Here is a 22,505-nt window from a genome sequence, read left to right as displayed (position 1 = left end):
ACTTATTTTTTAGGTTTTAAAAGACTTTCGTACAAATTTACATAATCATCTACCGTGAATTTAGTTGACAATTCAGCAATTAAATCGTATGGAATATCCTCTACTTTCTTGAATCGAATACAACTTTTCCCCATGTCTAATTTCTTTTTAGAATGATTTGGAAATTCAGTTACAAACCAATCTAAAATTTCTGGATTCATGTAAATTCCCATGTGATAAACCGCTATATGATTTTTCTGAGAAGCAACTCCTACAAAAGGTAAAGGTTGAGAAGCATCGCAATGATATCCTTTTGAGTAAGTAGTAAACGGAACTACAAATCCGATATGTCCATAACTTACATGCTCGGAAAAACCAGAAGGTAAATTCTCTTTTATGGTTTGATATAATTTCTCGAAACCTGCTTTACGCTCTTCTGGAATTCCATCAAAATATTCTTGTGCATTTGTTGCTGTATATTGCATTAGCTTTTGTATTTATCGTTTAATCCTTTTCCGTCCAAAATCAAGGGTTTAATTTTATCCAACCTCGTTATTTTGGTTTTTTCTTGTTTTGCTTCGTCTATGTATTCAATGTAATCTTTTCGTCTACCTGGAGTTAAAGCGAAAAAAGCTAAACTAAAATCCTGATCCTCTTCTAAAGCATATTTTAAAATACCTTGCGGTTCTTTTGGTGGAGCTTTTTCTATGATTAGTTCTTTACCATCTTTAGCAATCTGAATTGCTTCTTTGATATATTTTTCAATTAATTTTTCATCTAAATCTGCTAATGTTTTAAAACGCCATTGACGTAATCCTTTTGTTTTTTCTTCATTAGCAGACATCAAAACTTTTGCTTTATCTTCTAAGAAAACTCCATTATGAAACCATAACGAATAATGATTTTTGAATCCACTAAAAGCTAAAACATTTTTACCGTTGTAAGTATAAATATCTCCGCCCCATTTAAACTCTCTTACTAAATCAGTTTTAGAAACAATTTCGACTAATTTTTCAGTAATATCTGCATATTGATCGTGGTATTTTTTCCAATCTGGAACTTCTTTGTCTTTTAAAATTTCAGCTTTATAAAGAATTATTTTTTCAAGTAAATCAAAAGGGATATCTTGGTCTAATGGAAGTTGAATTGTTCCTTTTGTTATTTTATAAGCCTTTAGATCTTCTTTAAAATGTACAATCATTTCATCACCAGGATAAATTCCTACATGATTTTTAAACATAGCAAAATGAATTAAATTTCCATTTAGCTTATATGTTGGCATTTTATAATTAATAATAGCTTTTGCCTCAGGAACTATCTTTTGGACAAAATCTGAAATCGATTGAAGAATAGTTTTTTTATCACCTTCAAAAGTTGCAATATATTCCTCGATAGTTGAAAAAGTTTGCGTCATCAATTAAGCATTAAAATTTCCTAAACCGAAAACTGCACCAGCTGGATCTTCAACTATTACATAAAAATAAGATCCATCTTTTTTACGAGCTTCATGAATCAATTTCCCACCTAATTCAATCACCTTACTCAAAGAATGTTCAACATTTTCTACATTGATGTACATGATCCATTACGAAGGTAAATGACTATGTTTACCACGCTTATTACAAATTCCGGCAGAACCTTCGCCATTATTTCCCATTCCGTAATCTACATAATCCTCCTCGCCATCTTTCATCGGTACAGTATTTTCTTCCCAACCAACAACTTCTTTGTAGAAATTTTTGATTTCATCAGCATTTTCAACTGTTAAATCAGACCAAAGTATTTTACCGAAATTATTCGTGTTTTCAGCCATTTATAGTAGTTTATTTTATCAATTTTAAGGTTTCATAAAATCAAAAGCACCTGTACGAAGATTGATTCCATACTCTAAACTCGCTTTCATACAAGCCAAGAAATTAGCCCAACCACCAGTTTGTCGCATCGCTTGTTCGATGCCTTCTTTATCCGAATTAAATTCGTGTTCGATGACATTGATAACTGTAAAATCTTCTCCAAATTTTTCAAGATAAATTTCAACCATCATATTATCTTCGCCACCACTCCAATCGAACGAAATATATTCATTGGGTTTCATTAAAATTCCAGTCACAGGAAAAGTATCATTGAATTCAGGAAATTTCCAAATCACAGTTTTATATGCTTCTAACTGACCAGATGAAGATTCAATAAAATAAGTACTCATTTTATCAGGCATGATAATCGCTTCATACACTTCGTGAATAGGTCTTAAAATCTGTATACTTGCTTGAGCTGTAATTTTCATATTGCTTGGATTTTATACTATCTAATTTAGATAAAAAAATGTTTAATAAATATGAATTTAAAATAGATAATACGCATCAAAACAATAAATTAAAATAGTTTAAAGTAATTGAAATAAAAAAATCCAGCCGTAAAGCTGGATTTATATTTAGATTTGAATTTGGTTATAAAGTAACCTTTCCGATTTTACCTTTATTACCGACCAAAATAACCGATTTTTTATCAGGAGAGGCATTGCAAGTATTGTAACTATCTTTTGTTATGATTTTCCAATTGTGACCACCATCAGAAGAATAATCAACCCCTGAATAGCCGCAAACTAAAACCTTATCTTTACTTAAGATTGTTACACCTGATTTATATCCTTCAGGATATTTCCACGAATCAATAAATTCAATTTTATTTGTTGTAGCATTAATTTTAAATTTATACAAATTATACTTCGATTCATTAGGTTTTGTATAATCTCCACCTACTAAATATCCAACATTATTCGTTGCATCGTATGCCATACCATTGATTCCTGAATTGGTAGAAGCTGTTTTTTCTAATGTATACAACTGCCCACCTTTTGGTGTATAACGATAAAGATTAGATGCTGCTCCACCAGAAACGATTAACACTTGCTTATCGTCTGCATATAAATTACTACCACTTGAAGCAAAAAATGCTTCTTTTGGATTTTTAAGACGTAAACCTTGATTCATTAAAGATTTTGCAATTGTCCATTTCGTTGGATCTGTACTTGTAGAGGTTAAAACAAAAGGTTTACCAGCTTCAATTGGATCTCCTAATACGATAATTTGTTTTGTTTTTGGGTTATAATGAATTGCATCTAAAAAGATTCCTTTCTGAGTATTTTCATACACTTTGTTCCACGTTTTCCCACCATCTTTTGTTAAAATAATATAGGCTGGCGCGTCAATCCCAATAGCTAAATACGTATCTTTTCCCAACACTTCTATATCACGAAAATCTCTATTTTCAACAACCGTTGGATTGATCCATTTAAATGTTTTACCTCCATCTGTAGTTCTACCAATTGTATTTTTAGATCCAGAAACTACAAAATTAGTTGCTGATTCTACCGCTAAGCCACGAAAACTAACATCGGATTTTTCTTCATTTAAAACTTTATATGTTTGAGCTAGCGAAAAACTAGATAATAATAAAAACAAATATTTCATAATCGTAAATAATTATAAGCCATGATTAAAAACGTAATAACGTGTAAATTCTAATTTAATTATAATAAATAATATTATTTGGTATAAGGTTTGAATTATATTTGAAAAAAATTTACAATATGAAAAAATTACTACCCTTATTTTTAATTGCACTTTTTAGTGTATTTGTAGTGAGTTGTACAACTGACGATGATAATTATACACAAGATACTGATACAATTTCTTCTGTATACGACATCAAAAATGTAAACTTTACTTACGATAATAATGGTTACAATATTTTTAGACAATTTCAAGTACCATTATATAGCAGTGATGTAGTTTTAATCTACAGACAATCTGCAACTGCTAACGGTAATCCAGTTTGGGAACTTTTACCTAAAACGTATTATTTATCTGACGGAAATGAAGTTGATTATACTTTTGATTTCACTGTAAATGATATTACAATTTATGCTGGAGGAACCTTTGACTTAACTGGATCTGAATTTATCAGAAATCAAACATTTAGAGTAGTTGTTATTCCTGCTAACTTTGGAAGATCTGCAAATGGAATTAATTATGAAAATTACGACGATGTAATTAACTATTATAACATTAACGATAAAGTAATAAAAGCTTTATAATAATTATAAAGCTAAAAAAGGGATGCAAATGCATCCCTTTTTTTTTTTATGATAAAATATTAATTAATTCTTTCCGCTACATAATCACTTTCATTCCCTAAACGATCAATTCCTTTTAACGCAACCGCATTTAAAGTTTTACCATTTTTCGATTTAGAAACTGTGTGGTATGTTGTATGTGGATTTAAAAATATCGTTTCCCAATTGTCATTATATCTTGCAAATAAAACCCATTGAGAAATATTGTTTGACTTCGATTCTTTCCAATTTACTACAACATCTTTTGGTTGATTTGTAACTAAAACTTTTGGCTTATCTAACTTTGCAGATTTAATCCAATTCATTGTTGGAACTAATGCTTTTGATTTATAAGGTCCGTTTTTTAAAGAACTTAACATCGAAGGATTTTTTGTTAATCCAGCTATACTCCAGTGAATAACACCAGGATGTTGATCTAAAATTTCATTTGAAACTTTAACCTGATTTACAATTTCTGTTGTACGATCTGTAGCTTTTACCTCAACGGTATTTAATCCAGGCCATAAGTGACGATTATGTGTATTCTCTGATTTCCACCATTCTAATAATTTAGGAAATGGTTGCCCTTTCGATTCAATTGGCCAATACAATTGAGGTGAAAAATAATCAACCCAACCTTTATTCAACCATAATTTAGCATCTGCATATAATTCATCGTACTGAGAAGAACCTGTAATTCCTACAGGATAACCTGGCTTCCAAATTCCGAATGGACTAATACCAAACTTTACAAATGGTTTTTCAGCTTTGATTTCTCTATAAATACGTTCGATGATGTAATTTACATTATCACGACGCCAATCAGCACGAGCTAATTTTCCACCATTTTTAACATATTGATTCCAAGTTGTATTATCTGGAAAATCTGCTCCTCCGTTGTAAGAAGCATATGGATAGAAATAATCATCAAAATGAACACCATCAATATCATAACGTGAAACAATATCTTTAACTACATTAGACACGTGATTTTGTGTACGCTTATCTGCAGGATCAAACCAATACATTCCGTTCTTTAAACGAACAACATTTTCTGGAGCTTGTTTCACCATTGATTGACTTGTAACTGCTCCTCCACTAGAATGGTGTGCACGATATGGATTTAACCAAACGTGTAATTCTAATCCACGTTTATGAGCTTCTTCAACCCAAAACTCTAAAGGATCATAATATGGATATGGACTTTTACCTATTTCGCCTGTTAAGAAATAAGACCAAGGTTCATAATTACTTTTATATAAGGCATCTCCCGAAGGACGAACCTGAAAAATTACAGCGTTGAAGTTATTAGATTCTAACATATCTAAAATCTTAACCGCTTCGTCTTTTTGCTGATCTGTTGTTAAAGTTCGTTTAGATGGCCAATTTATATTTGCAACAGTTGCAACCCAAGCAGCTCTAAATTCTCGGTTAATTTCTGGTAATGCTACCTTATAAATTTCCTCTTGCGGTTTAGTAACTTGTGGTTTTACTACAGTTGTAGTTTTATTTTGATTCGGTGTTACTGGTTTAGTTACCGGTTTTGATACTTTTTTATAAACGACTTGTTTCGATGATTTATTCGATGAACAAGCAGTAAATGTAAGTGATGCAATACCTAGCATCACCAATAATGTTTTATGATTTAATTTCATTAGAATGAAAATTCATTATTTATAATTGATTACTAAAGTATAAAATCTATACCATAAGCTTTACTATAATTTGGTTTTATTCTTCGTTAAACATATCATCAAAGCTAACTTCCTCTCGTCCAGGTAAAATTAAATTTAGCATTACTCCTACAATCGAAGCTAAAGCCATTCCTTCTAAAGAAAACATTTTACCAATATGAATCGCTGCTCCACCAATTCCTATAATTAAGATAACAGATGATATAATTAAGTTACGTTTTATTTTAAAATCTACCTTATTTTCTACTAACATTCTTAATCCGCTTGAAGCAATAATTCCAAATAATAAAATAGAAACTCCACCCATTACTGGGCCTGGAATTGTACTTAGTAAAACAGAAATTTTGCCACAAAAACCAAATATTATTGCAAAAAATGCAGCGCCTAAAAATACATAAATACTGAATGCACGAGTTATTGCTAATACTCCAATATTTTCTCCATATGTAGTATTTGGAGGTCCACCGATACAAGCTGCAATCATTGTTGCAATTCCATCTCCTAACATTGATCGATCTAAACCTGGATCTTTGATCAAATCTTTATTTACCACTTTACTTAATACCAATTGATGCCCTATATGCTCTGCAATTGGAACGATTGCAACTGGTACCATCAACAAAATAACATACCAAGAAATAAAAGGTGAATAATCGATAAATGGAACTGTGAAATCTGGAATTTGAAACCAATTGGCATCTAATACAGGTTGTAAATTAACAACACCCATAAAAATTGAAAAAATATAACCACCTACAATTCCAACTAAAACAGGAATTACACTTAAGAATCCTTTACTAAAAATTGCAGTGATTATTGTAATTAACAAAGTTACAAAACCAATTGTTACATACGTTAAATCGTATTCTCCTTTTGGATTATTGGTTACCATTCCAATAGCTGTTGAAGCTAATCCTAAACCAATTACCATAATAACTGGACCAACTACAATTGGTGGTAATAATTTCATTAACCAATTTGTACCTGCTTTTGCGATAATTAATGCAACTAATGCATAAACTAAACCTACTAAAAAACTTCCTACAAGAAAACTCCCTGTTTGTATACCACTTGCAGGATCTGCTTCTAAAACTTTTAAAGCTATAATTGGATTGATAAATGCAAATGAAGATCCTAAATAAGATGGAACTTTTCCTCTTGTAATTAATATAAAAGCTAAGGTTCCAAGACCGCTTGAGATTAAAGCTATGGATGGATTCATTCCTGTTAATGCAGGAACTAATACCGTCGCTCCAAACATCGCGAACAAGTGTTGAATACTTAATAATATTCCTTGTCCTAGTTTGGGTTTATCTTCAATTCTTAGCACAATATTTTTGTCATTATTCTGACTCATTATAATGTTTTTTGTTGTTACAAAATTAGAAGAAACAATTCGATTAAAAAATCTTCATATCACCATCTTTAATCCATTGTTTTTTCTTCATCAAGAAATAAAAAATATATGATAAAATTGCTGGTGCAATAATTTGTAAACCAAGGATTGATGTTAAAATATAAATTGACGAATATTCAGTTTTCATTACGTTAAATGTACCAATTTGACCAACCAATCCACAACTTCCCATACCAGATTCTAATGCCGAATTTGTCAAATTAAAATAAATAATTGCAATCGGACCAATTATAGCAGATGCTAAAGTAGGCGGAATCCAAATTCTCCAATTTTTATAAATGTTCGGCATTTGCAACATACTTGTCCCTAAACCTTGCGCCAAAAGACCTTTTATTCCATTATCTTTAAAACTAATCGTTGCGAATCCTATCATTTGAGCACAACATCCAATTGTAGCAGCTCCGGCAGCTAATCCGTCCAATTCTAACATCAAGCATAATGCAGCTGATGATATTGGTAAGGTTAACACAATTCCAACAATAACTGCTATTACAATTCCCATAACTAAAGGATTAGTATCTGTAGATAACATAATTAATTCGCCAATCCATTTCATTAATTGATTTACAGTTGGACCAATAAATTGAGCTAAAATTACTCCGACCAAAACGGTTATAATTGGCGTAATTACTATATCAATTCTAGTTTCGCCTGCAACCATTTTACCAATTTCTACAGCAAATATAGTCGCTATAAAGACTCCTAAAGGACCACCTAATTGATAAGCAGCTATACCAACAACAGCTGAAGAAAACATAACCAATTGTGGTGCGCGTAAACTATATGCAATGGCTAATGCAATTGCTGGACCTGTTGCTTGATTGGCAACGGGCCAAATAACATCTTTCAAGAAAGAGATTCCAAATTCTTCGCCAATCGTTTTTAAAATCGTACCAACCAATAAAGTAGCAAATAAACCATAAGCCATTGCTCCCATCGCATCAATAAAATAGCGTTTAGGCGATAACTCAATATCTTTTCTTTTAAGAAATTCTTTCATTTATAAAAAATCAGTTTACAAATATCATCATTCTTAATTCGCTATTTATCTAATTGTCTTTATTTTTTTAAATCAAATTAAACAACTTAAAATAAATAGGTTATCGAACTTTGATTTGGTTTGGAATATTTTAAAATTAAAATAGTAAATTCGAGTTAAATAATATATCCATGAAGAATCTTGCAACATTAACATTATCAATGCTTTTCTTATTTTCTTGTACTAACAATAAGAATAATACTGAAAATGCTGATGCTAAAACCAATGAAAGCATTTCCAAAGAAACTGAAGCTGCAAATACTGAATATAAACCAGCATTTGAGGGCCAAACACGCGCAAATTATATCAAAACGAAAAGTGGTTATGATGTGAGTGTCGTGAATGAGAATTTAGGTTTACCTTGGGCTATTGTTAATTTACCTGATGGAAAATTATTAATGACTGAAAAGTCTGGTTATATGATGATTATTGATTTACAGAAACCATATGAATTAAAAAAAATAACAGGTTTACCTAAAGTAAATCAATACAATCAAGGTGGATTATTGGATGTTATTTTAGATCCAAATTTTAAAGAAAATCGAACGATTTATTGGACTTTCTCTGAACCTGCAACTGATGGAAGTAAAAATGATCAAACATCTATTGCTAAAGCAACGTTATCTACTGACGAAACCAAAGTAGAAAATGTAAAAATAATTTATAGAACATTCCCATCTCATGATAGTGGTTTACATTACGGAAGCCGATTAGTTTTTGATAAAGACGGATATTTATATGCTTCTTTTGGTGAACGTTCTTCTGATGAAATGCGTAAATATGCTCAAGATTTAAAATCACCTTTGGGTAAAATTATTCGTATTACAACAGATGGAAAACCTGCATCTGGAAATCCTTTTGAATCAAACAAAGAGGTTTTACCAGAAATTTATAGTTTAGGTCACCGAAGCCCACAAAGTTTAGCGTTTAATGATAAAGGTGAATTATGGGAAATAGAACATGGACCACGTGGTGGAGACGAATTAAATTTAATTCAGCCAGGTAAAAACTATGGTTGGCCTTTAATTACATACGGTATTGAATATGCTGGTGGTAAAATTGCAAATGGAGCTACAAATAATGAAGGTTTAGAACAACCAAATTATTATTGGGATCCTGTAATTGCACCAAGTGGAGCCGAATTTTACACTGGTTCGATTGACGAATGGAAAGGAAGTTTATTTGTTGGTGGTATGGTAAAACAAGCTTTAGTTCGTTTAGTAATTGAAGGGAATAAAGTAATAGGTGAAGAACATTTATTATTAGATCAAAAAGATCGTATTCGAGATATGGTTACTGGTATTGATGGTCATTTGTATGCAGTTGGTGACAATGGGAAACTATACCGAATCGCTAAAAAATAATTGAAGAAAAAAGTGGTAATGTTGATTACCACTTTTTTAACGTAAATCCTTTACTGCCATGAAAAACATTTATATTCCTGTATTATTTTTAGTCACAAGTTTTTCTTCTCATGCACAAGAAAATGATAGTATCCAATTGAATGAAACAATCATTCAAACATTTCATCGCACAACTCCAATTTTAGAAACTACAACTTCTTTAAATTCAATTAATAAACATCAAATGCAATTGAATCATCCAGAACGATTAATGGAGAGTTTTAATACTGTTCCTGGAGTTAAAATGGAGGAACGCTCGCCTGGTAGTTATCGCTTATCATTAAGAGGAAGTACAATTCGTTCTCCATTTGGTGTTAGAAATGTCAAAATATATTTGGATGATTTTATTTTAACTGATGCAACAGGAAATGCCTATTTAAATTTAATTGAACCTCAATTTTTATCATCAATAGATATAATGAAAGGTCCTCAAGGTGGAGAATTTGGAGTAGAAACTGGTGGTGTAGCAGTTTTAAAAACATTAAAAAAAGATGGTGTAAAAGCTTCTATTGGTACAGGAAGTTATAACCAATTTCATGAAAATATCAATTTCAATAAACAAATAGGAAATCATCATTTACATTTAGGTCAATCACATTATCAATCCGATAGTTATCGCGAGCAATCTGCAATAAAACGAAATTCATTTCTATTGAAAGATCAATGGAATTACAAAAATGAGAATGAATTAAATCTTTTACTTTTATTCACAGATTTACAGTATCAAACACCTGGTGGATTAACTTATAATCAAATGCAGGCAGATCGTAGACAAGCACGATTAGCCACTGCAACTTTACCAAGTGCAGTTGAACAACAAGCTGGAATTAAGAATAAAACTTTTCTTGGAGGAATAAGTCATTTATGGAAAATCAATCCGAATTGGAAAAATTTTATCATGCTTCAATCTTCTTTTACAGATTTTAAAAATCCATTTATTTCAAATTTTGAAGTGCGAAAAGAAAATAACTTTCAAGGACGTTTGTATTTTGAGTACGAAAAACAATTAGATCAAATCAAATTAAATACTCGTTTCGGAACTGAATTAGGATTGAATAAAACTTCTTTTCGAAACTATGATAATAACGCAGGAACAAAAGGAAATCCTCAAAAATTTGATGATTTACAAACTTACAGCGGATATTATTACATCAATCAGCACGCAAACATCGCCAATCAATGGTTTATTGATGCTTCGCTAAGTCTTAATACGATGAACTACAATTGGGAAACATTATATCCTATTGTAGAATCAGGGAAAAAGTCATTTCAAATGCAATGGTTACCTCAATTGGGCGTAACTTATAAATTTATGAATAATTGGAGTGTTCGAGGAAAAATTGCTAAAGGTATTTCATCACCTACGACAGAAGAAGTAAGATCTTCTTCCCAAGAAATTCAACAAAATCTAAATTCAGAATATGGATGGAATAAAGAGATTGGTATTCGCCACAGTATTAACCAATGGTTTTTCGAATTCACTGTATTTGATTTTGATCTAAAAGATGCAATTGTTCGAAGACAAGATGAAAATGGTAACGATTATTTTATCAATTCTGGAGGAACAAAACAACGAGGAATTGAATTTCAACTACAATCAAAACCATTTAATTTTGACCATTCAATTTTCACGAAAGGTTCATTTTTTGTTTCAGGTCATCTCTATGATTTTAAATATAATCAATACAAAATCGCTAACAATGATTATTCAAATAATATCATACCTGGAATTTCTAAATTTTCAATTCAAAATAGCATATCTATAGAATTATTGAATAAAATACAAGTGATTTGGAGCAATTATTTTAATTCGAAGCTTTATTTAAATGATGCAAATACAGTTGAAGAAAAAGAATATATCATTGGAAATATACTCGTAGACACAAATTTTAAAATCAAGAAAAGTTCATTATCCATCTATACTGGTGTAAATAATCTATACAATTCGAAGTACAGTGCGGGATATGATTTAAATGCTTTTGGAAATCGATTTTATAATCCGGCAGCAACCATCAACTTCTATTTTGGAACACGATTTACATTATAAAAAAACCTGCAAAAATGCAGGTTTCATATTCTATTATTTTGACTTATCTGTACTTCTAAAATTCATTTTTTGAAAAGGAAAACTACCTTCGATAAAGGCCATTTCAAGTTCTAAAATTCTTTTTAAACTTAAATAATCTACCTTATCTGCATCATCTGTTGGACGATGATAATCTGGATGACCACCTGTATGGAAAAATAATACAGGTATATCTTTTTCGTAAAACGATGTTTGATCTGATCCTCCTCTACCTTCATAACCAGTATAATGTTTAATGAATTTAGCTTTATCTAATTTCTCATATAACATTTCAAATTCTGGAGAAGAACCATATCCTATAATCGAAACTCCATTATCTGGATTAAATCTACCAATCATATCCATGTTTAACATCCAATGTATATTACTTAATGGCAATGTTGGATTATTCACAAAATAACGTGAACCGACTAAACCTAATTCTTCAGCACCAAATGCTATAAATAGAAAATTAACAGGTTCTTGAATAGAATTTGAACTAAAAATTCTCGCTAATTCCAATAACCCTGCAATTCCAGATGCATTATCATCAGCGCCATTATGTATAATTCCATAACTATTGTCAGCCAATGAACTTCCTTGTTTTCCTTCACCAATGTGATCATAATGTGCTCCAATCACAATTGTTTTATCTGCATGATTGTTAATAAAACCAATCACATTTCGTGCAGAACGAATGCTATCAGGAACTACAACTCTTTTCACTTTAGCTAAAAAATTTTGATAATATCCATCTGTACCTAAAGGTACTAAGCCTAATTTTTTAAACTCTTTCGCTATATATTTTGATGCTTTTGTATTTTGTTTACTTCCAGTTCCACGACCCTTCATTTGATCATCTGAAAGGAAATAAATATGATTTTGAAGATTTTTAACCTCAATTTGCTGTGCATTTAATTGGATAGTAAATAGAAGTAAGAAAATGTACAATACTTTCATCTGATTGATTTAAATGATTATTCAAAAATAAGCTATATTGAGAATTTAGTGATAAAAACTTTAAATGATTATTCGTTTACAATAATGGTTATATTTAATAAATAATCTCAATACCAATGAAAATCACGCCTTTTTTATTGTTTTCGGAATTCTTGAATTAATTCAACTCATTTTAGCTTTAAATTTTATCTTCATAAACAATAATGGAGGTATGGCTTTAGGAGGAGTTATTACCTTAATCGGATTTATTATTGTAGGGATAGTTTTAGGATTAGAACAATTAATTTTGAAAAGTATAAAATTTAATCCTAAACCTGTCTGGATAATAGAAACTATAATAATCTTATTGTTAGGATTATATTTATATAAAAACGGATTATCTATTGGCTAAATTATAATTCAGCGTTAGGGATTGCAGCGGCATCCTTTGGTGAGGAACGAACCAAAGATATAGCGTAAAGCCCGACCGAAGGGAACGCCCAAAATAAAAATTTAAACATAAAAAAACGTATCTGAATTAACAGATACGTTTTTGTTTTTATACTAAAAATGCGTTTACATATTGCGGCGGTACTGACCTCCTACTTCGAACAATGCCGATGTAATTTGACCTAAAGTACAAACTTTAGATGCATCCATTAACACCTCGAAAATGTTTTTGTTGTTTATGGCTGCGGTTTGCACTTTTTCTAACGCTTGGGCAACTTCGTTTTCGTTGCGCGCATTTTGACTGTCTTTTGTTTTGATTTGGAATTGCTTTTCCTCTTCTGTCGCACGAATTACTTCGGCTGGAATTACCGTTGGCGATCCTTTAGAACTTAAGAACGTGTTAACCCCAATAATTGGGAAGGTTCCGTCGTGTTTTAAGGTTTCGTAATACAACGATTCTTCTTGAATTTTTGAACGTTGGTACATGGTTTCCATAGCTCCTAAAACACCTCCACGTTCTGTAATACGATCGAATTCGGCAAGAACAGCTTCTTCTACTAAATCCGTTAATTCTTCGATAATGAACGAACCTTGAATTGGATTTTCGTTTTTAGCTAAACCTAATTCTTTGTTGATGATTAACTGAATTGCCATAGCTCTACGAACTGACTCTTCGGTAGGTGTTGTAATGGCCTCATCATACGCATTGGTGTGTAACGAGTTACAGTTGTCGTAAATAGCGTATAAGGCTTGTAATGTGGTACGGATATCGTTGAAATCAATTTCTTGTGCGTGTAACGAACGACCTGATGTTTGAATGTGATATTTCAACATTTGCGCACGCTCGTTTGCTCCGTATTTATTTTTTAAGGCTTTTGCCCAAATTTTACGAGCTACACGTCCAATTACTGAATATTCTGGATCGATACCATTCGAGAAAAAGAATGATAAGTTTGGTCCGAATGCGTTAATATCCATTCCGCGAGATAAATAGTACTCTACGTAAGTAAATCCATTTGCCAATGTAAATGCCAATTGCGTTACCGGATTTGCACCAGCCTCAGCAATGTGGTATCCTGAAATAGAAACCGAATAGAAATTACGAACATTTTTCTCGATAAAATATTCTTGCACGTCGCCCATTAAACGTAAAGCAAATTCGGTAGAGAAAATACACGTATTTTGTGCCTGATCTTCTTTTAAAATATCTGCCTGAACTGTTCCACGAACTTGCGCTAAGGTATTTTTCTTGATTTCGGCATAAACGTCTGCTGGTAAAACTTGATCTCCGGTAACACCTAAAAGCATCAATCCTAAACCATCGTTTCCTTCTGGCAATTCGCCATTATAACGCGGACGCTCTGCACCTTTTTGTTTATAAATAGCTGCAATCTTCGCTTCTACTTCTGCTTCTAAACCGTTTTCTTTGATGTAAATTTCACATTGCTGATCGATAGCTGCGTTCATAAAGAAACCTAACAACATAGGTGCTGGACCATTAATGGTCATAGAAACCGATGTCATTGCATGTGCTAAATTGAAACCAGAATATAGTTTTTTCGCATCGTCTAAACAACAAATAGAAACTCCGGCATTACCAATTTTTCCGTAAATATCCGGACGGTGCCCTGGATCGTTACCGTATAAAGTTACCGAGTCGAACGCTGTTGATAAACGTTTAGCAGGCATACCTTTAGATACGTAGTGGAAACGACGGTTGGTACGCTCTGGTCCACCTTCTCCAGCAAACATACGTGTTGGATCTTCGCCCTCACGTTTGAATGGATATAAACCAGACGTGAAAGGGAATTCGCCCGGAACATTTTCTTGTAAAACCCAACGTAAAATATCGCCCCAAGCTTCGTATTTTGGTAACGAAACTTTTGGTATTTGTAAGTGAGAAAGAGATTCGGAATGCGTTTGAATCTTGATTTCTTTATCGCGTACTTTAAACGAATATACCGGATTTTTATATTTATTTACCTTTTCGTCCCAGGTTGTAATTACTTCCCAGTTAAAAGGATCTAAATTCATTTTTAATTTGTCGAACTCAGCTAAAAGCACTTTTGTTAAATCGGCATTTTCTGTTCCAACAATTTCGATTCCGTGTGTAGCTAGTTTTGGTTGTTTACCAGAAACTGTTTCTATTGTTTTAAAGAAACCATATAACTTTTGCGCTACTTCTTTTTGAGCTACAGCTTTGGCATCATACCCACGATTGTTTTCAGCAATTTCAGATAAATAACGTGTTCTGTTTGCTGGTATAACAAATATCTTTTCAGACATTTCTTTGGTAATTTCGAAAGTCGATTTTAAATCAGCTCCCGTTTTCTCAACCACTTTATCCATAATTGCTTTGTACAATTGGTTTGTTCCTGGATCGTTAAACTGCGAAGCAATTGTTCCAAAAACTGGCATGGTATCTGGGTTTTCATCCCAAAGGTTGTGGTTGCGTTGGTATTGTTTTTTTACATCGCGAATGGCATCTAAAGCGCCACGCTTATCGAATTTGTTGATCGCTACAATGTCAGCAAAATCTAACATATCAATTTTTTCTAATTGCGTAGCGGCACCAAACTCTGGTGTCATGATGTATAACGAAGCATCTGAATGGTCTAAAATTTCGGTATCCGATTGACCAATTCCTGAAGTTTCTAAAATAATTAAATCGTATTTCGCTGCTTTTAAAACCTGAATAGCCTGATCTACATATTTAGATAAAGCTAAATTGGATTGACGCGTAGCTAACGAACGCATATAAACGCGTGGATTGTTAATCGAGTTCATACGAATACGATCTCCTAATAAAGCACCTCCGGTTTTCTTTTTAGAAGGATCGACAGAAACTAAAGCGATTGTTTTTTCTGGGAAATCGATTAAGAAACGACGAACTAACTCGTCTACCATCGATGATTTTCCGGCTCCACCTGTTCCTGTAATTCCTAAAACTGGTGTAGATTTATCTTCTACTTTATCGTAATCGAAAAGTTTTTCAAATTCATGTTCTCTATTTTCGGCTAACGAAATTAAACGAGCAACCGTTGTAACATCTTTATCTAATAGAGATTGGTAAATGGTTTTACCTTCTGGAAGTTTTAAATCTGGTGTTGGGAAATCGGCTTTAGTTACTTTATCGTTAATCATACCTTGTAATCCCATGGCACGTCCGTCATCTGGTGAATATAAACGTGTAATACCATAATCCATTAAATCTTTAATTTCTTCTGGAAGGATTACACCTCCGCCTCCACCAAAAATTTTAATATGTCCGGCACCTTTTTCTTGTAAAAGGTCGTACATGTATTTAAAGTATTCGTTATGACCACCTTGGTAAGAACTAACAGCAATAGCATTTGCATCTTCCTGAATTGCAGTATTTACAACATCTTCTACAGATTTATCATGACCTAAGTGTATTACTTCACATCCTGTAGACTGAATGATTCTGCGCATAATATTAATTGCTGCATCGTGTCCGTCGAATAACGCGGCTGCAGTAACAATTCTTACTTTATTTTGTGGCTGATAAATTTCTTGTACTGGATGCACAAATTTCTCTTGCTTTACTTCTTTTGATAGTTCAGACATTTTTTTGTTGGGTTTTGATTTATACGAATATATAAAAAACGGAATTAATAAAACATCAGAAATTTAATTAATTATTACATTTTGTAAATAATTGTTTTAAGTAAAAAATATAATAATATTTAACTTATTCTATGAGTTCTATAAAAGAATATGTATTAAATAAAATTATTTTTAATTTATCAATTAAAGACACTTATAGAGCCAATAACCTTGAATTTTAACATGTTATAATCTGTTAATTAAATTTATATAAATACTATTACTATGCATGCATTCTTAATCATTGTAAAAAGAATTTTATTGTCAAATGTTTTTAATATTTTTAACCCATAATTGAATACAATTATACTCGTAAACTTTACTAAAATTAAAAACAAATAGACCAAAAATGGTAATAATTAACAACTTCGAAGAATATAAAGCATTTGAAGGAAAAATAATTGGAACTTCTAATTGGCACACAATTGACCAAGAACAAATCAACATTTTCGCTGATGCTACAAGAGATCACCAATGGATTCATTGTGACAAGGAAAAAGCAGAAAAGGAAGGACCATTTAAATCTACAATTGCTCATGGATATTTAACTTTATCTTTAATTCCTTATTTATGGAAAGAGATTGCTGATGTTCGTAATATTAAAATGGAGATTAATTATGGAATTGAAAACTTTAAATTTGGGCAACCAGTATTAGTTAATAGCGAAGTTCAATTACAAGCTAAATTAAAATCAATTCTTAATTTAAGAGGCGTTATTAAAGTTACAATTGAATCTACTTTAATAATCAAGGATAACGCAAAACCTGCTTATGTTGGTGATGTTGTTTTCTTGTATCACTTCAATGATTAAGATTAAAAACAATATTTAATAAAAGAGCAACCAAATGGTTGCTCTTTTTATACCATAAAAAACCCCAATCTTAGACTAAAGATTAGGGTACACATGAAAACTACTCATTACTTTTTGAAAATATTCTTAAAAGTATTTTTATTAAATATCATCCTTTCGGTTGACTTTTCAAAGCGAAAAATAAAAGCACCTTCTACTACTACAATAAAAGACACTTTTTAATAATTTATAGATTATAAGGTTGGTTTCTATTTTGTATTACAAATTAACCTAATAATATATAAACTAAAACTTTAAAATATACAAAAACAGATATTCAGTTTACGAAAGACTTAAATACCTATACTGAACTAAATAATATCGTAATATTTTAAGGCATTCCAAATTCCATCCTCATCAGCCGAAGTTGTCACATAATCTGCAGCATTTTGCACATTTTCTTTTGAGTTACCCATCGCCACACCAATAGCACAACCATTAATCATTGGAATATCATTTCCACCATCTCCAAAAGCCATTGTCTTACTCAAATCCAAGTTATAATGTTTAGCCATTCGTTCGATTCCTTTCATTTTATTGATTCCTTTCGGATTAACATCAGCAAAATAAGGCATCCAACGAGAAGATTCACTATTAATCATCACTTCTTTCATTAACCTTTCTTCTTGTTCTTCATCAACAAAAAAATTCATCTGCATAATTTTATCCAATTCAATCTCTTTTGCATCCATAAGTTTCGGAACATTCATTCCGAAATATTCAAAAGATTTTTCTACAAAATCATTCACTCGATTGATTGAAAAACCTTTTTCAGTCATAAATGAAAAAGCAAAAGGATGTACCTCATCATATTGTAACAATGCTTTTACATCTACTTTAGAAATATAATCAATATGAAAAGGAATTCTATTCTCATCAGAACACATTCCACCATTATTGTTAATGAAACCATCAAAATTTAATTCGGAAAGAGTTTCCGGAATATCTGTCAAATTACGACCTGTTGCTAAAAATATTTTATTATTTTTTGCTTTTAAAAGATGTAAAGCCTCTTTAGTTGAAGCGCTTATAGAATGTGTTTCGAAACCTTGTAAAGTTCCATCGAAATCGAAGAAAAATGAATTTATTGGCATAAAAAAAGGAGTATTAATTACTCCTTTAAAATTATAATTAAATATTTAATTATTAAAACCTAACTCTTTTATATAACTATTTATTTATCTACTTTTTTAAATCCATTTCTGATGAAAAACTTTCTATCATTTTTTTACGCGATTCTTCTTGTAACTTTTTGAAATCGTCTGGAGAAATTTCCATACCTTTTAGAGGTTTAATTTTAGGTAATTTCTTAGGATTTATATTAATCTTCTCTGCTTCTATTATTAAAATAGTTCCTAATTTACTGCTTGTTTCACTAATCGATTTTAAGATAACACCTGGCAAACCATTGATTTGATTCGGACCAGCATTTACTTTCAAATCTGGTGCATACCAAGCAGCTATTTTGTTCCCATTAATTTCAGCTACGGCTTTTATCGTTTTATAACCTAAAATTGTTTCTTCAATATCAGTAATTTTCCATTGGTAATCTTTGTAAGGCGATTTTAAAATATAATCAACTTTATCCAGATTAATTTCTTGATTAAAAACTTTGTTTACAGGATCATTAATTAATGTTTTAAATTGACCTCCAACACTAATAGAAAAAGAAGAAGTTGGAGCATCTTGATTATTATTAACCAATTCTAACTTTCTATAATGTGTAATTCCTTGGTTATAGGTTAATTCATATTTTTGATCAGGGCCTCCACTAATTTTAACAAAACCACCAGTTGATGAACTTCTTTCTTTTTCAAATTCCTTTACTTTTTCAGGATCCATTTCATTTCTTTGACGATATTCTACAATCATTTGATCTTGGGCATTCACAAAAGCTGTACTTAATAGTAAAGTTAATAGTAGTTTTTTCATATTGATAATTAAATTTTTATGAAGATAATAAATTTCTTTAATTCTACAAACATAGAACTGATTAAAAACAAAAAAGGGTGAAAATAAATAATTAATTTCACCCCCATTCAATAAATAAAATAATTAAGCCAATGCTTTTTTAACAATGTCTAAAGCTTGATTAACTTCTTTAAACGAAACATTAAGATGCGGTCTAAATCGAACCGAATTATCACCACAAGGCAATAAAATCAATTTAGAATCAAAACATTTCTTAATAAAATCAGTTCTAGATTGATCATTATCAAAATCAAAAGCAATAAATAAACCTTTTCCTCTTACATGTTTTATCTTATTAGTATGATTTGCAATATCATTTAGTCTATCAATAATATATTCACCTTTTTCGGCTGCATTATCTACTAAATTTTCTTGCTCAATCACCTCTAAAATTAATTTAAAACGTAACATATCAATATAATTTCCACCAAAAGTTGAATTGATACGGCTTGATTCTTTAAAAACATTATTTGGAACAATATCTAATTTTTCTTTGTTAGCTAAAATTCCACAAACTTGTGTTTTTTTACCAAAAGAAATAATATCAGGAATAATATCATAATGTTGAAAAGCCCACATTTTACCAGTCATTCCCATTCCTGTTTGTACCTCATCAAAAATTAATAAAATTTCCTCTTTATCACATATTTCTCTTAATTGTTTCAAGAATTCTGGACGGAAATAATTATCACCACCTTCTCCCTGAATGGTTTCAATAATAATACAAGCAATTTGATCTTTACGATCCGTAAGTGCTTTATTAATTTGATTGATTGCTAATTCTTCTGTTTGTTTTGTTTGCGCGATGTTTATGTCTGTTTCTGGGAAAATGATTTTAGGATTCTCGATTCGAGGCCAATCAAATTTTGGGAAATATTGATATTTACGTGGGTCTTTTGTATTAGTTAATGATAATGTATAACCTGAACGACCGTGAAATGCTTGTTTAAAATGTATAACTTCTCCTGCCTCTTTTTCTATTCCTTTAGAAAAATTAATCTTTGTTTTCCAATCAAATGCAGCTTTCAATGCATTTTCTACTGCAAGAGAACCACCAGAAATGAAGAAACAATATTGTAATTCTTTTGGCATAGCCACACGTGCAAAAGTATCTATTAAATCTGCATAATCCTTTGTATAGATATCAGACATTGCTGGCTTATTGATAGCATTTTGACCTAAAAAATCTTTATGTGCAACCAAATGTGGATGATTATATCCAATTGCAGTAGAAGCAAACATAGAAAACATATCTAGATATTCGTCTCCATTTTGGTCTACTAAAAAAGAACCATGTGATTTGTCAATGTCCATCACAATAGGATAACCATCAGCTAAGATGTGTTTTCCTAATCTTTCGTGAATTGTTTCGTTTAAAGTCGTTATATTCATAAGTGTTGTATTAAAAGTTAAATTGAATTCCTTGTGCTAAAGGTAATTCTGTAGAATAATTGATTGTGTTTGTTTGACGGCGCATGTAGATTTTCCAAGCATCAGAACCTGATTCTCTTCCTCCACCTGTTTCTTTTTCTCCACCAAATGCTCCACCAATTTCAGCTCCAGAAGTTCCAATATTAACGTTAGCAATACCACAATCTGAACCTTGATGAGATAAAAATAATTCAGCTTCACGTAAATTAGTAGTCATAATTGCTGATGATAAACCCTGTTTAACTCCATTCTGAATATCAATCGCATCTAAAACATCACCTGAATATTTAATTAAATATAAAATTGGTGCAAAAGTTTCGGTCTGAACAATTTCTAATTCATTAGAAGCTTCTGCAATAACTGGTTTTACATAACATCCTGAACTATATTCTTCTGTTTCTAAAACTCCACCATGTACTAAAAATTCACCTCCTTGTTCTTTAATTTTTTCCAGAGCAAGCAAATAATTTCTAACAGCATCTTGATCGATTAATGGTCCGATATGATTTGAAGCATCCAAAGGATTTCCTATTTTTAATTGTTCATAAGCATTTTTAAGGATAACTTTTACTTGATCGTAAATTGAATCATGAACAATTAAACGACGAGTTGTTGTACAACGTTGTCCAGCAGTACCTACTGCACCAAAAACTGCAGCAGTTAATGTTATTTTTAAATCTGCATCTGGAGTTACAATAATCGCATTATTACCACCTAATTCTAATAAAGTTTTACCTAAACGAGCAGCTACCACTTGGTTTACTTCTTTTCCCATACGAGTTGAGCCTGTTGCAGAAATTAAAGGAATTCTTTCGTCTTTTGACATCCACTCACCTACTTCTTTTTCCCCATTAATCAAAGAACAAATACCTTCTGGTAAATTATTTTCTTTTAAAACTTCTGCTAAAATATTCTGACATGCAACTGCACATAAAGGTGTTTTTTCGCTCGGTTTCCAAATAATTGAATCACCACAAACCAAAGCCAAACATGTATTCCACGACCATACAGCTACTGGAAAGTTAAATGCTGTAATTACTCCTACAATTCCTAATGGATGATATTGTTCGTACATACGGTGTGATGGACGTTCTGAATGAATTGTTAATCCGTATAATTGACGAGATAAACCTACAGCAAAATCACAGATATCAATCATTTCTTGTACTTCACCGTAACCTTCTTGTAAAGATTTCCCCATTTCGTATGAAACAAGTTTTCCTAAATCTTCTTTGTACTTTCTTAATTTATCTCCTAATTGTCTTACAATTTCACCTCGTTTCGGAGCTGGAATTAATCGCCATTCTTTAAAAGCTATCTGTGCTTTCGAAACAACTAGTTCATATTCTTCTTTTGTTGTAGCTCTAACTTTTCCAATTTCATTTCCATCAACTGGAGAGAAAGAAGTTATAAAGTTTCCAGTACCAAACCAATCTTGTCCCGTTGATGTTCCAAAATTTTCTTGCTGTATTCCTAATATAGTTTTTTCGTTTCCTAACATTTTTTCAATTATTTTGTGTTTTGAT

At 31.3% G+C, this 22,505-nt stretch carries 20 protein-coding genes; 5 read left to right on the top strand and 15 right to left on the bottom strand.

Annotated features, from left to right (window positions below; translation table 11 throughout):
- Positions 1 to 2: 2 nt before the first annotated feature.
- The 6 genes from EAH69_RS06255 to EAH69_RS06235 all read right to left on the bottom strand — a co-directional run bounded on the left by EAH69_RS06255 (position 3) and on the right by EAH69_RS06235 (position 3,449).
- Positions 3 to 464 carry a DUF1801 domain-containing protein gene (locus tag EAH69_RS06255; protein WP_121934328.1) on the bottom strand — a complete coding sequence of 154 codons (462 nt, stop codon included), beginning with the start codon at positions 462 to 464 and terminating at the stop codon, positions 3 to 5.
- Positions 464 to 1,393, bottom strand: coding sequence for a DUF1801 domain-containing protein (locus tag EAH69_RS06250; RefSeq protein WP_121934327.1), 930 nt, complete (start codon positions 1,391 to 1,393; stop codon positions 464 to 466). The genes EAH69_RS06255 and EAH69_RS06250 overlap by 1 nt, the downstream gene beginning before the upstream one ends.
- A gap of 3 nt (positions 1,394 to 1,396) precedes the next feature.
- A complete protein-coding gene (locus EAH69_RS13930; RefSeq protein WP_230466727.1) occupies positions 1,397 to 1,558 on the bottom strand; it encodes a VOC family protein in 162 nt (53 codons plus the stop codon).
- Positions 1,559 to 1,564: 6 nt separating this feature from the next.
- Positions 1,565 to 1,792, bottom strand: a complete 228-nt coding sequence (locus tag EAH69_RS06245; RefSeq protein WP_121934326.1) for a VOC family protein — start codon at positions 1,790 to 1,792, stop codon at positions 1,565 to 1,567.
- 24 nt (positions 1,793 to 1,816) lie between these two features.
- Positions 1,817 to 2,263, bottom strand: a complete 447-nt coding sequence (locus tag EAH69_RS06240; protein WP_121934325.1) for an SRPBCC family protein — start codon at positions 2,261 to 2,263, stop codon at positions 1,817 to 1,819.
- A gap of 163 nt (positions 2,264 to 2,426) precedes the next feature.
- The gene (locus EAH69_RS06235) at positions 2,427 to 3,449 is read right to left on the bottom strand and encodes a WD40/YVTN/BNR-like repeat-containing protein (RefSeq protein ID WP_121934324.1); all 1,023 of its coding nucleotides are present in this window, start codon (positions 3,447 to 3,449) and stop codon (positions 2,427 to 2,429) included.
- Between the two features lie 119 nt (positions 3,450 to 3,568).
- Between EAH69_RS06235 and EAH69_RS06230 the strand changes: the two genes are divergently transcribed.
- Positions 3,569 to 4,075, top strand: coding sequence for a hypothetical protein (locus tag EAH69_RS06230; protein ID WP_121934323.1), 507 nt, complete (start codon positions 3,569 to 3,571; stop codon positions 4,073 to 4,075).
- A gap of 59 nt (positions 4,076 to 4,134) precedes the next feature.
- Here EAH69_RS06230 and EAH69_RS06225 read toward each other — a convergent pair whose 3' ends face one another.
- From EAH69_RS06225 to EAH69_RS06215, 3 genes are all read right to left on the bottom strand, one after another.
- The gene (locus EAH69_RS06225) at positions 4,135 to 5,748 is read right to left on the bottom strand and encodes a glycoside hydrolase family 10 protein (RefSeq protein ID WP_121934322.1); all 1,614 of its coding nucleotides are present in this window, start codon (positions 5,746 to 5,748) and stop codon (positions 4,135 to 4,137) included.
- 76 nt (positions 5,749 to 5,824) lie between these two features.
- Positions 5,825 to 7,144, bottom strand: a complete 1,320-nt coding sequence (locus EAH69_RS06220; protein ID WP_121934321.1) for a solute carrier family 23 protein — start codon at positions 7,142 to 7,144, stop codon at positions 5,825 to 5,827.
- Positions 7,145 to 7,187: 43 nt separating this feature from the next.
- Positions 7,188 to 8,204, bottom strand: coding sequence for a PTS transporter subunit IIC (locus EAH69_RS06215; protein ID WP_121934320.1), 1,017 nt, complete (start codon positions 8,202 to 8,204; stop codon positions 7,188 to 7,190).
- 170 nt (positions 8,205 to 8,374) lie between these two features.
- On the opposite strand from EAH69_RS06215, the gene EAH69_RS06210 reads away from it, so the two are divergent.
- Together EAH69_RS06210 and EAH69_RS06205 are read left to right on the top strand one after the other, a co-directional pair.
- The gene (locus tag EAH69_RS06210) at positions 8,375 to 9,607 is read left to right on the top strand and encodes a PQQ-dependent sugar dehydrogenase (protein ID WP_121934319.1); all 1,233 of its coding nucleotides are present in this window, start codon (positions 8,375 to 8,377) and stop codon (positions 9,605 to 9,607) included.
- A 58-nt stretch (positions 9,608 to 9,665) separates the two neighbouring features.
- The gene (locus EAH69_RS06205; RefSeq protein ID WP_121934318.1) at positions 9,666 to 11,693 is read left to right on the top strand and encodes a TonB-dependent receptor; all 2,028 of its coding nucleotides are present in this window, start codon (positions 9,666 to 9,668) and stop codon (positions 11,691 to 11,693) included.
- Positions 11,694 to 11,726: 33 nt separating this feature from the next.
- On the opposite strand, the gene EAH69_RS06200 is transcribed toward EAH69_RS06205, so the two are convergent.
- Entirely contained in the window at positions 11,727 to 12,671 is a 945-nt protein-coding gene (locus EAH69_RS06200; protein WP_121934317.1) for a M20/M25/M40 family metallo-hydrolase, read from the bottom strand.
- Between the two features lie 211 nt (positions 12,672 to 12,882).
- Between EAH69_RS06200 and EAH69_RS06195 the strand changes: the two genes are divergently transcribed.
- Positions 12,883 to 13,062 carry a hypothetical protein gene (locus EAH69_RS06195; RefSeq protein ID WP_121934316.1) on the top strand — a complete coding sequence of 60 codons (180 nt, stop codon included), beginning with the start codon at positions 12,883 to 12,885 and terminating at the stop codon, positions 13,060 to 13,062.
- A gap of 164 nt (positions 13,063 to 13,226) precedes the next feature.
- Here EAH69_RS06195 and EAH69_RS06190 read toward each other — a convergent pair whose 3' ends face one another.
- Positions 13,227 to 16,688, bottom strand: coding sequence for a methylmalonyl-CoA mutase family protein (locus EAH69_RS06190; RefSeq protein WP_121934315.1), 3,462 nt, complete (start codon positions 16,686 to 16,688; stop codon positions 13,227 to 13,229).
- A 388-nt stretch (positions 16,689 to 17,076) separates the two neighbouring features.
- On the opposite strand from EAH69_RS06190, the gene EAH69_RS06185 reads away from it, so the two are divergent.
- Complete coding sequence (locus EAH69_RS06185; protein WP_121934314.1) at positions 17,077 to 17,538, top strand: MaoC family dehydratase; 462 nt, start codon at positions 17,077 to 17,079, stop codon at positions 17,536 to 17,538.
- 350 nt (positions 17,539 to 17,888) lie between these two features.
- On the opposite strand, the gene EAH69_RS06180 is transcribed toward EAH69_RS06185, so the two are convergent.
- The 4 genes from EAH69_RS06180 to amaB form a co-directional block, all read right to left on the bottom strand.
- A complete protein-coding gene (locus EAH69_RS06180) occupies positions 17,889 to 18,671 on the bottom strand; it encodes a Cof-type HAD-IIB family hydrolase (protein WP_121934313.1) in 783 nt (260 codons plus the stop codon).
- 88 nt (positions 18,672 to 18,759) lie between these two features.
- Positions 18,760 to 19,509 (bottom strand): GLPGLI family protein, encoded by a 750-nt coding sequence (locus EAH69_RS06175; RefSeq protein WP_121934312.1) that lies wholly within the window; start codon positions 19,507 to 19,509, stop codon positions 18,760 to 18,762.
- 123 nt (positions 19,510 to 19,632) lie between these two features.
- Positions 19,633 to 20,940, bottom strand: coding sequence for an L-lysine 6-transaminase (gene lat, locus EAH69_RS06170; RefSeq protein WP_121934311.1), 1,308 nt, complete (start codon positions 20,938 to 20,940; stop codon positions 19,633 to 19,635).
- Positions 20,941 to 20,950: 10 nt separating this feature from the next.
- Positions 20,951 to 22,480 carry an L-piperidine-6-carboxylate dehydrogenase gene (amaB, locus tag EAH69_RS06165; protein ID WP_121934370.1) on the bottom strand — a complete coding sequence of 510 codons (1,530 nt, stop codon included), beginning with the start codon at positions 22,478 to 22,480 and terminating at the stop codon, positions 20,951 to 20,953.
- Positions 22,481 to 22,505 lie beyond the last annotated feature (25 nt).

This window comes from Faecalibacter macacae (assembly GCF_003687725.1).
In the GTDB taxonomy this organism is placed as follows: Bacteria; Bacteroidota; Bacteroidia; order Flavobacteriales; family Weeksellaceae; genus Empedobacter; species Empedobacter macacae.
Note: the sequence above shows the minus strand (reverse complement) of the source record. Positions and strands in the feature narration are given on the sequence as shown.

Bases quoted from the DNA above. Each gene is read 5' to 3' on its own strand.
- EAH69_RS06255 (WP_121934328.1), bottom strand. From the start codon at position 464: ATGCAATATACAGCAACAAATGCACAAGAATATTTTGATGGAATTCCA.
- EAH69_RS06250 (WP_121934327.1), bottom strand. From the start codon at position 1,393: ATGACGCAAACTTTTTCAACTATCGAGGAATATATTGCAACTTTTGAA.
- EAH69_RS13930 (WP_230466727.1), bottom strand. From the start codon at position 1,558: ATGTACATCAATGTAGAAAATGTTGAACATTCTTTGAGTAAGGTGATT.
- EAH69_RS06245 (WP_121934326.1), bottom strand. From the start codon at position 1,792: ATGGCTGAAAACACGAATAATTTCGGTAAAATACTTTGGTCTGATTTA.
- EAH69_RS06240 (WP_121934325.1), bottom strand. From the start codon at position 2,263: ATGAAAATTACAGCTCAAGCAAGTATACAGATTTTAAGACCTATTCAC.
- EAH69_RS06235 (WP_121934324.1), bottom strand. From the start codon at position 3,449: ATGAAATATTTGTTTTTATTATTATCTAGTTTTTCGCTAGCTCAAACA.
- EAH69_RS06230 (WP_121934323.1), top strand. From the start codon at position 3,569: ATGAAAAAATTACTACCCTTATTTTTAATTGCACTTTTTAGTGTATTT.
- EAH69_RS06225 (WP_121934322.1), bottom strand. From the start codon at position 5,748: ATGAAATTAAATCATAAAACATTATTGGTGATGCTAGGTATTGCATCA.
- EAH69_RS06220 (WP_121934321.1), bottom strand. From the start codon at position 7,144: ATGAGTCAGAATAATGACAAAAATATTGTGCTAAGAATTGAAGATAAA.
- EAH69_RS06215 (WP_121934320.1), bottom strand. From the start codon at position 8,204: ATGAAAGAATTTCTTAAAAGAAAAGATATTGAGTTATCGCCTAAACGC.
- EAH69_RS06210 (WP_121934319.1), top strand. From the start codon at position 8,375: ATGAAGAATCTTGCAACATTAACATTATCAATGCTTTTCTTATTTTCT.
- EAH69_RS06205 (WP_121934318.1), top strand. From the start codon at position 9,666: ATGAAAAACATTTATATTCCTGTATTATTTTTAGTCACAAGTTTTTCT.
- EAH69_RS06200 (WP_121934317.1), bottom strand. From the start codon at position 12,671: ATGAAAGTATTGTACATTTTCTTACTTCTATTTACTATCCAATTAAAT.
- EAH69_RS06195 (WP_121934316.1), top strand. From the start codon at position 12,883: ATGGCTTTAGGAGGAGTTATTACCTTAATCGGATTTATTATTGTAGGG.
- EAH69_RS06190 (WP_121934315.1), bottom strand. From the start codon at position 16,688: ATGTCTGAACTATCAAAAGAAGTAAAGCAAGAGAAATTTGTGCATCCA.
- EAH69_RS06185 (WP_121934314.1), top strand. From the start codon at position 17,077: ATGGTAATAATTAACAACTTCGAAGAATATAAAGCATTTGAAGGAAAA.
- EAH69_RS06180 (WP_121934313.1), bottom strand. From the start codon at position 18,671: ATGCCAATAAATTCATTTTTCTTCGATTTCGATGGAACTTTACAAGGT.
- EAH69_RS06175 (WP_121934312.1), bottom strand. From the start codon at position 19,509: ATGAAAAAACTACTATTAACTTTACTATTAAGTACAGCTTTTGTGAAT.
- lat (WP_121934311.1), bottom strand. From the start codon at position 20,940: ATGAATATAACGACTTTAAACGAAACAATTCACGAAAGATTAGGAAAA.
- amaB (WP_121934370.1), bottom strand. From the start codon at position 22,480: ATGTTAGGAAACGAAAAAACTATATTAGGAATACAGCAAGAAAATTTT.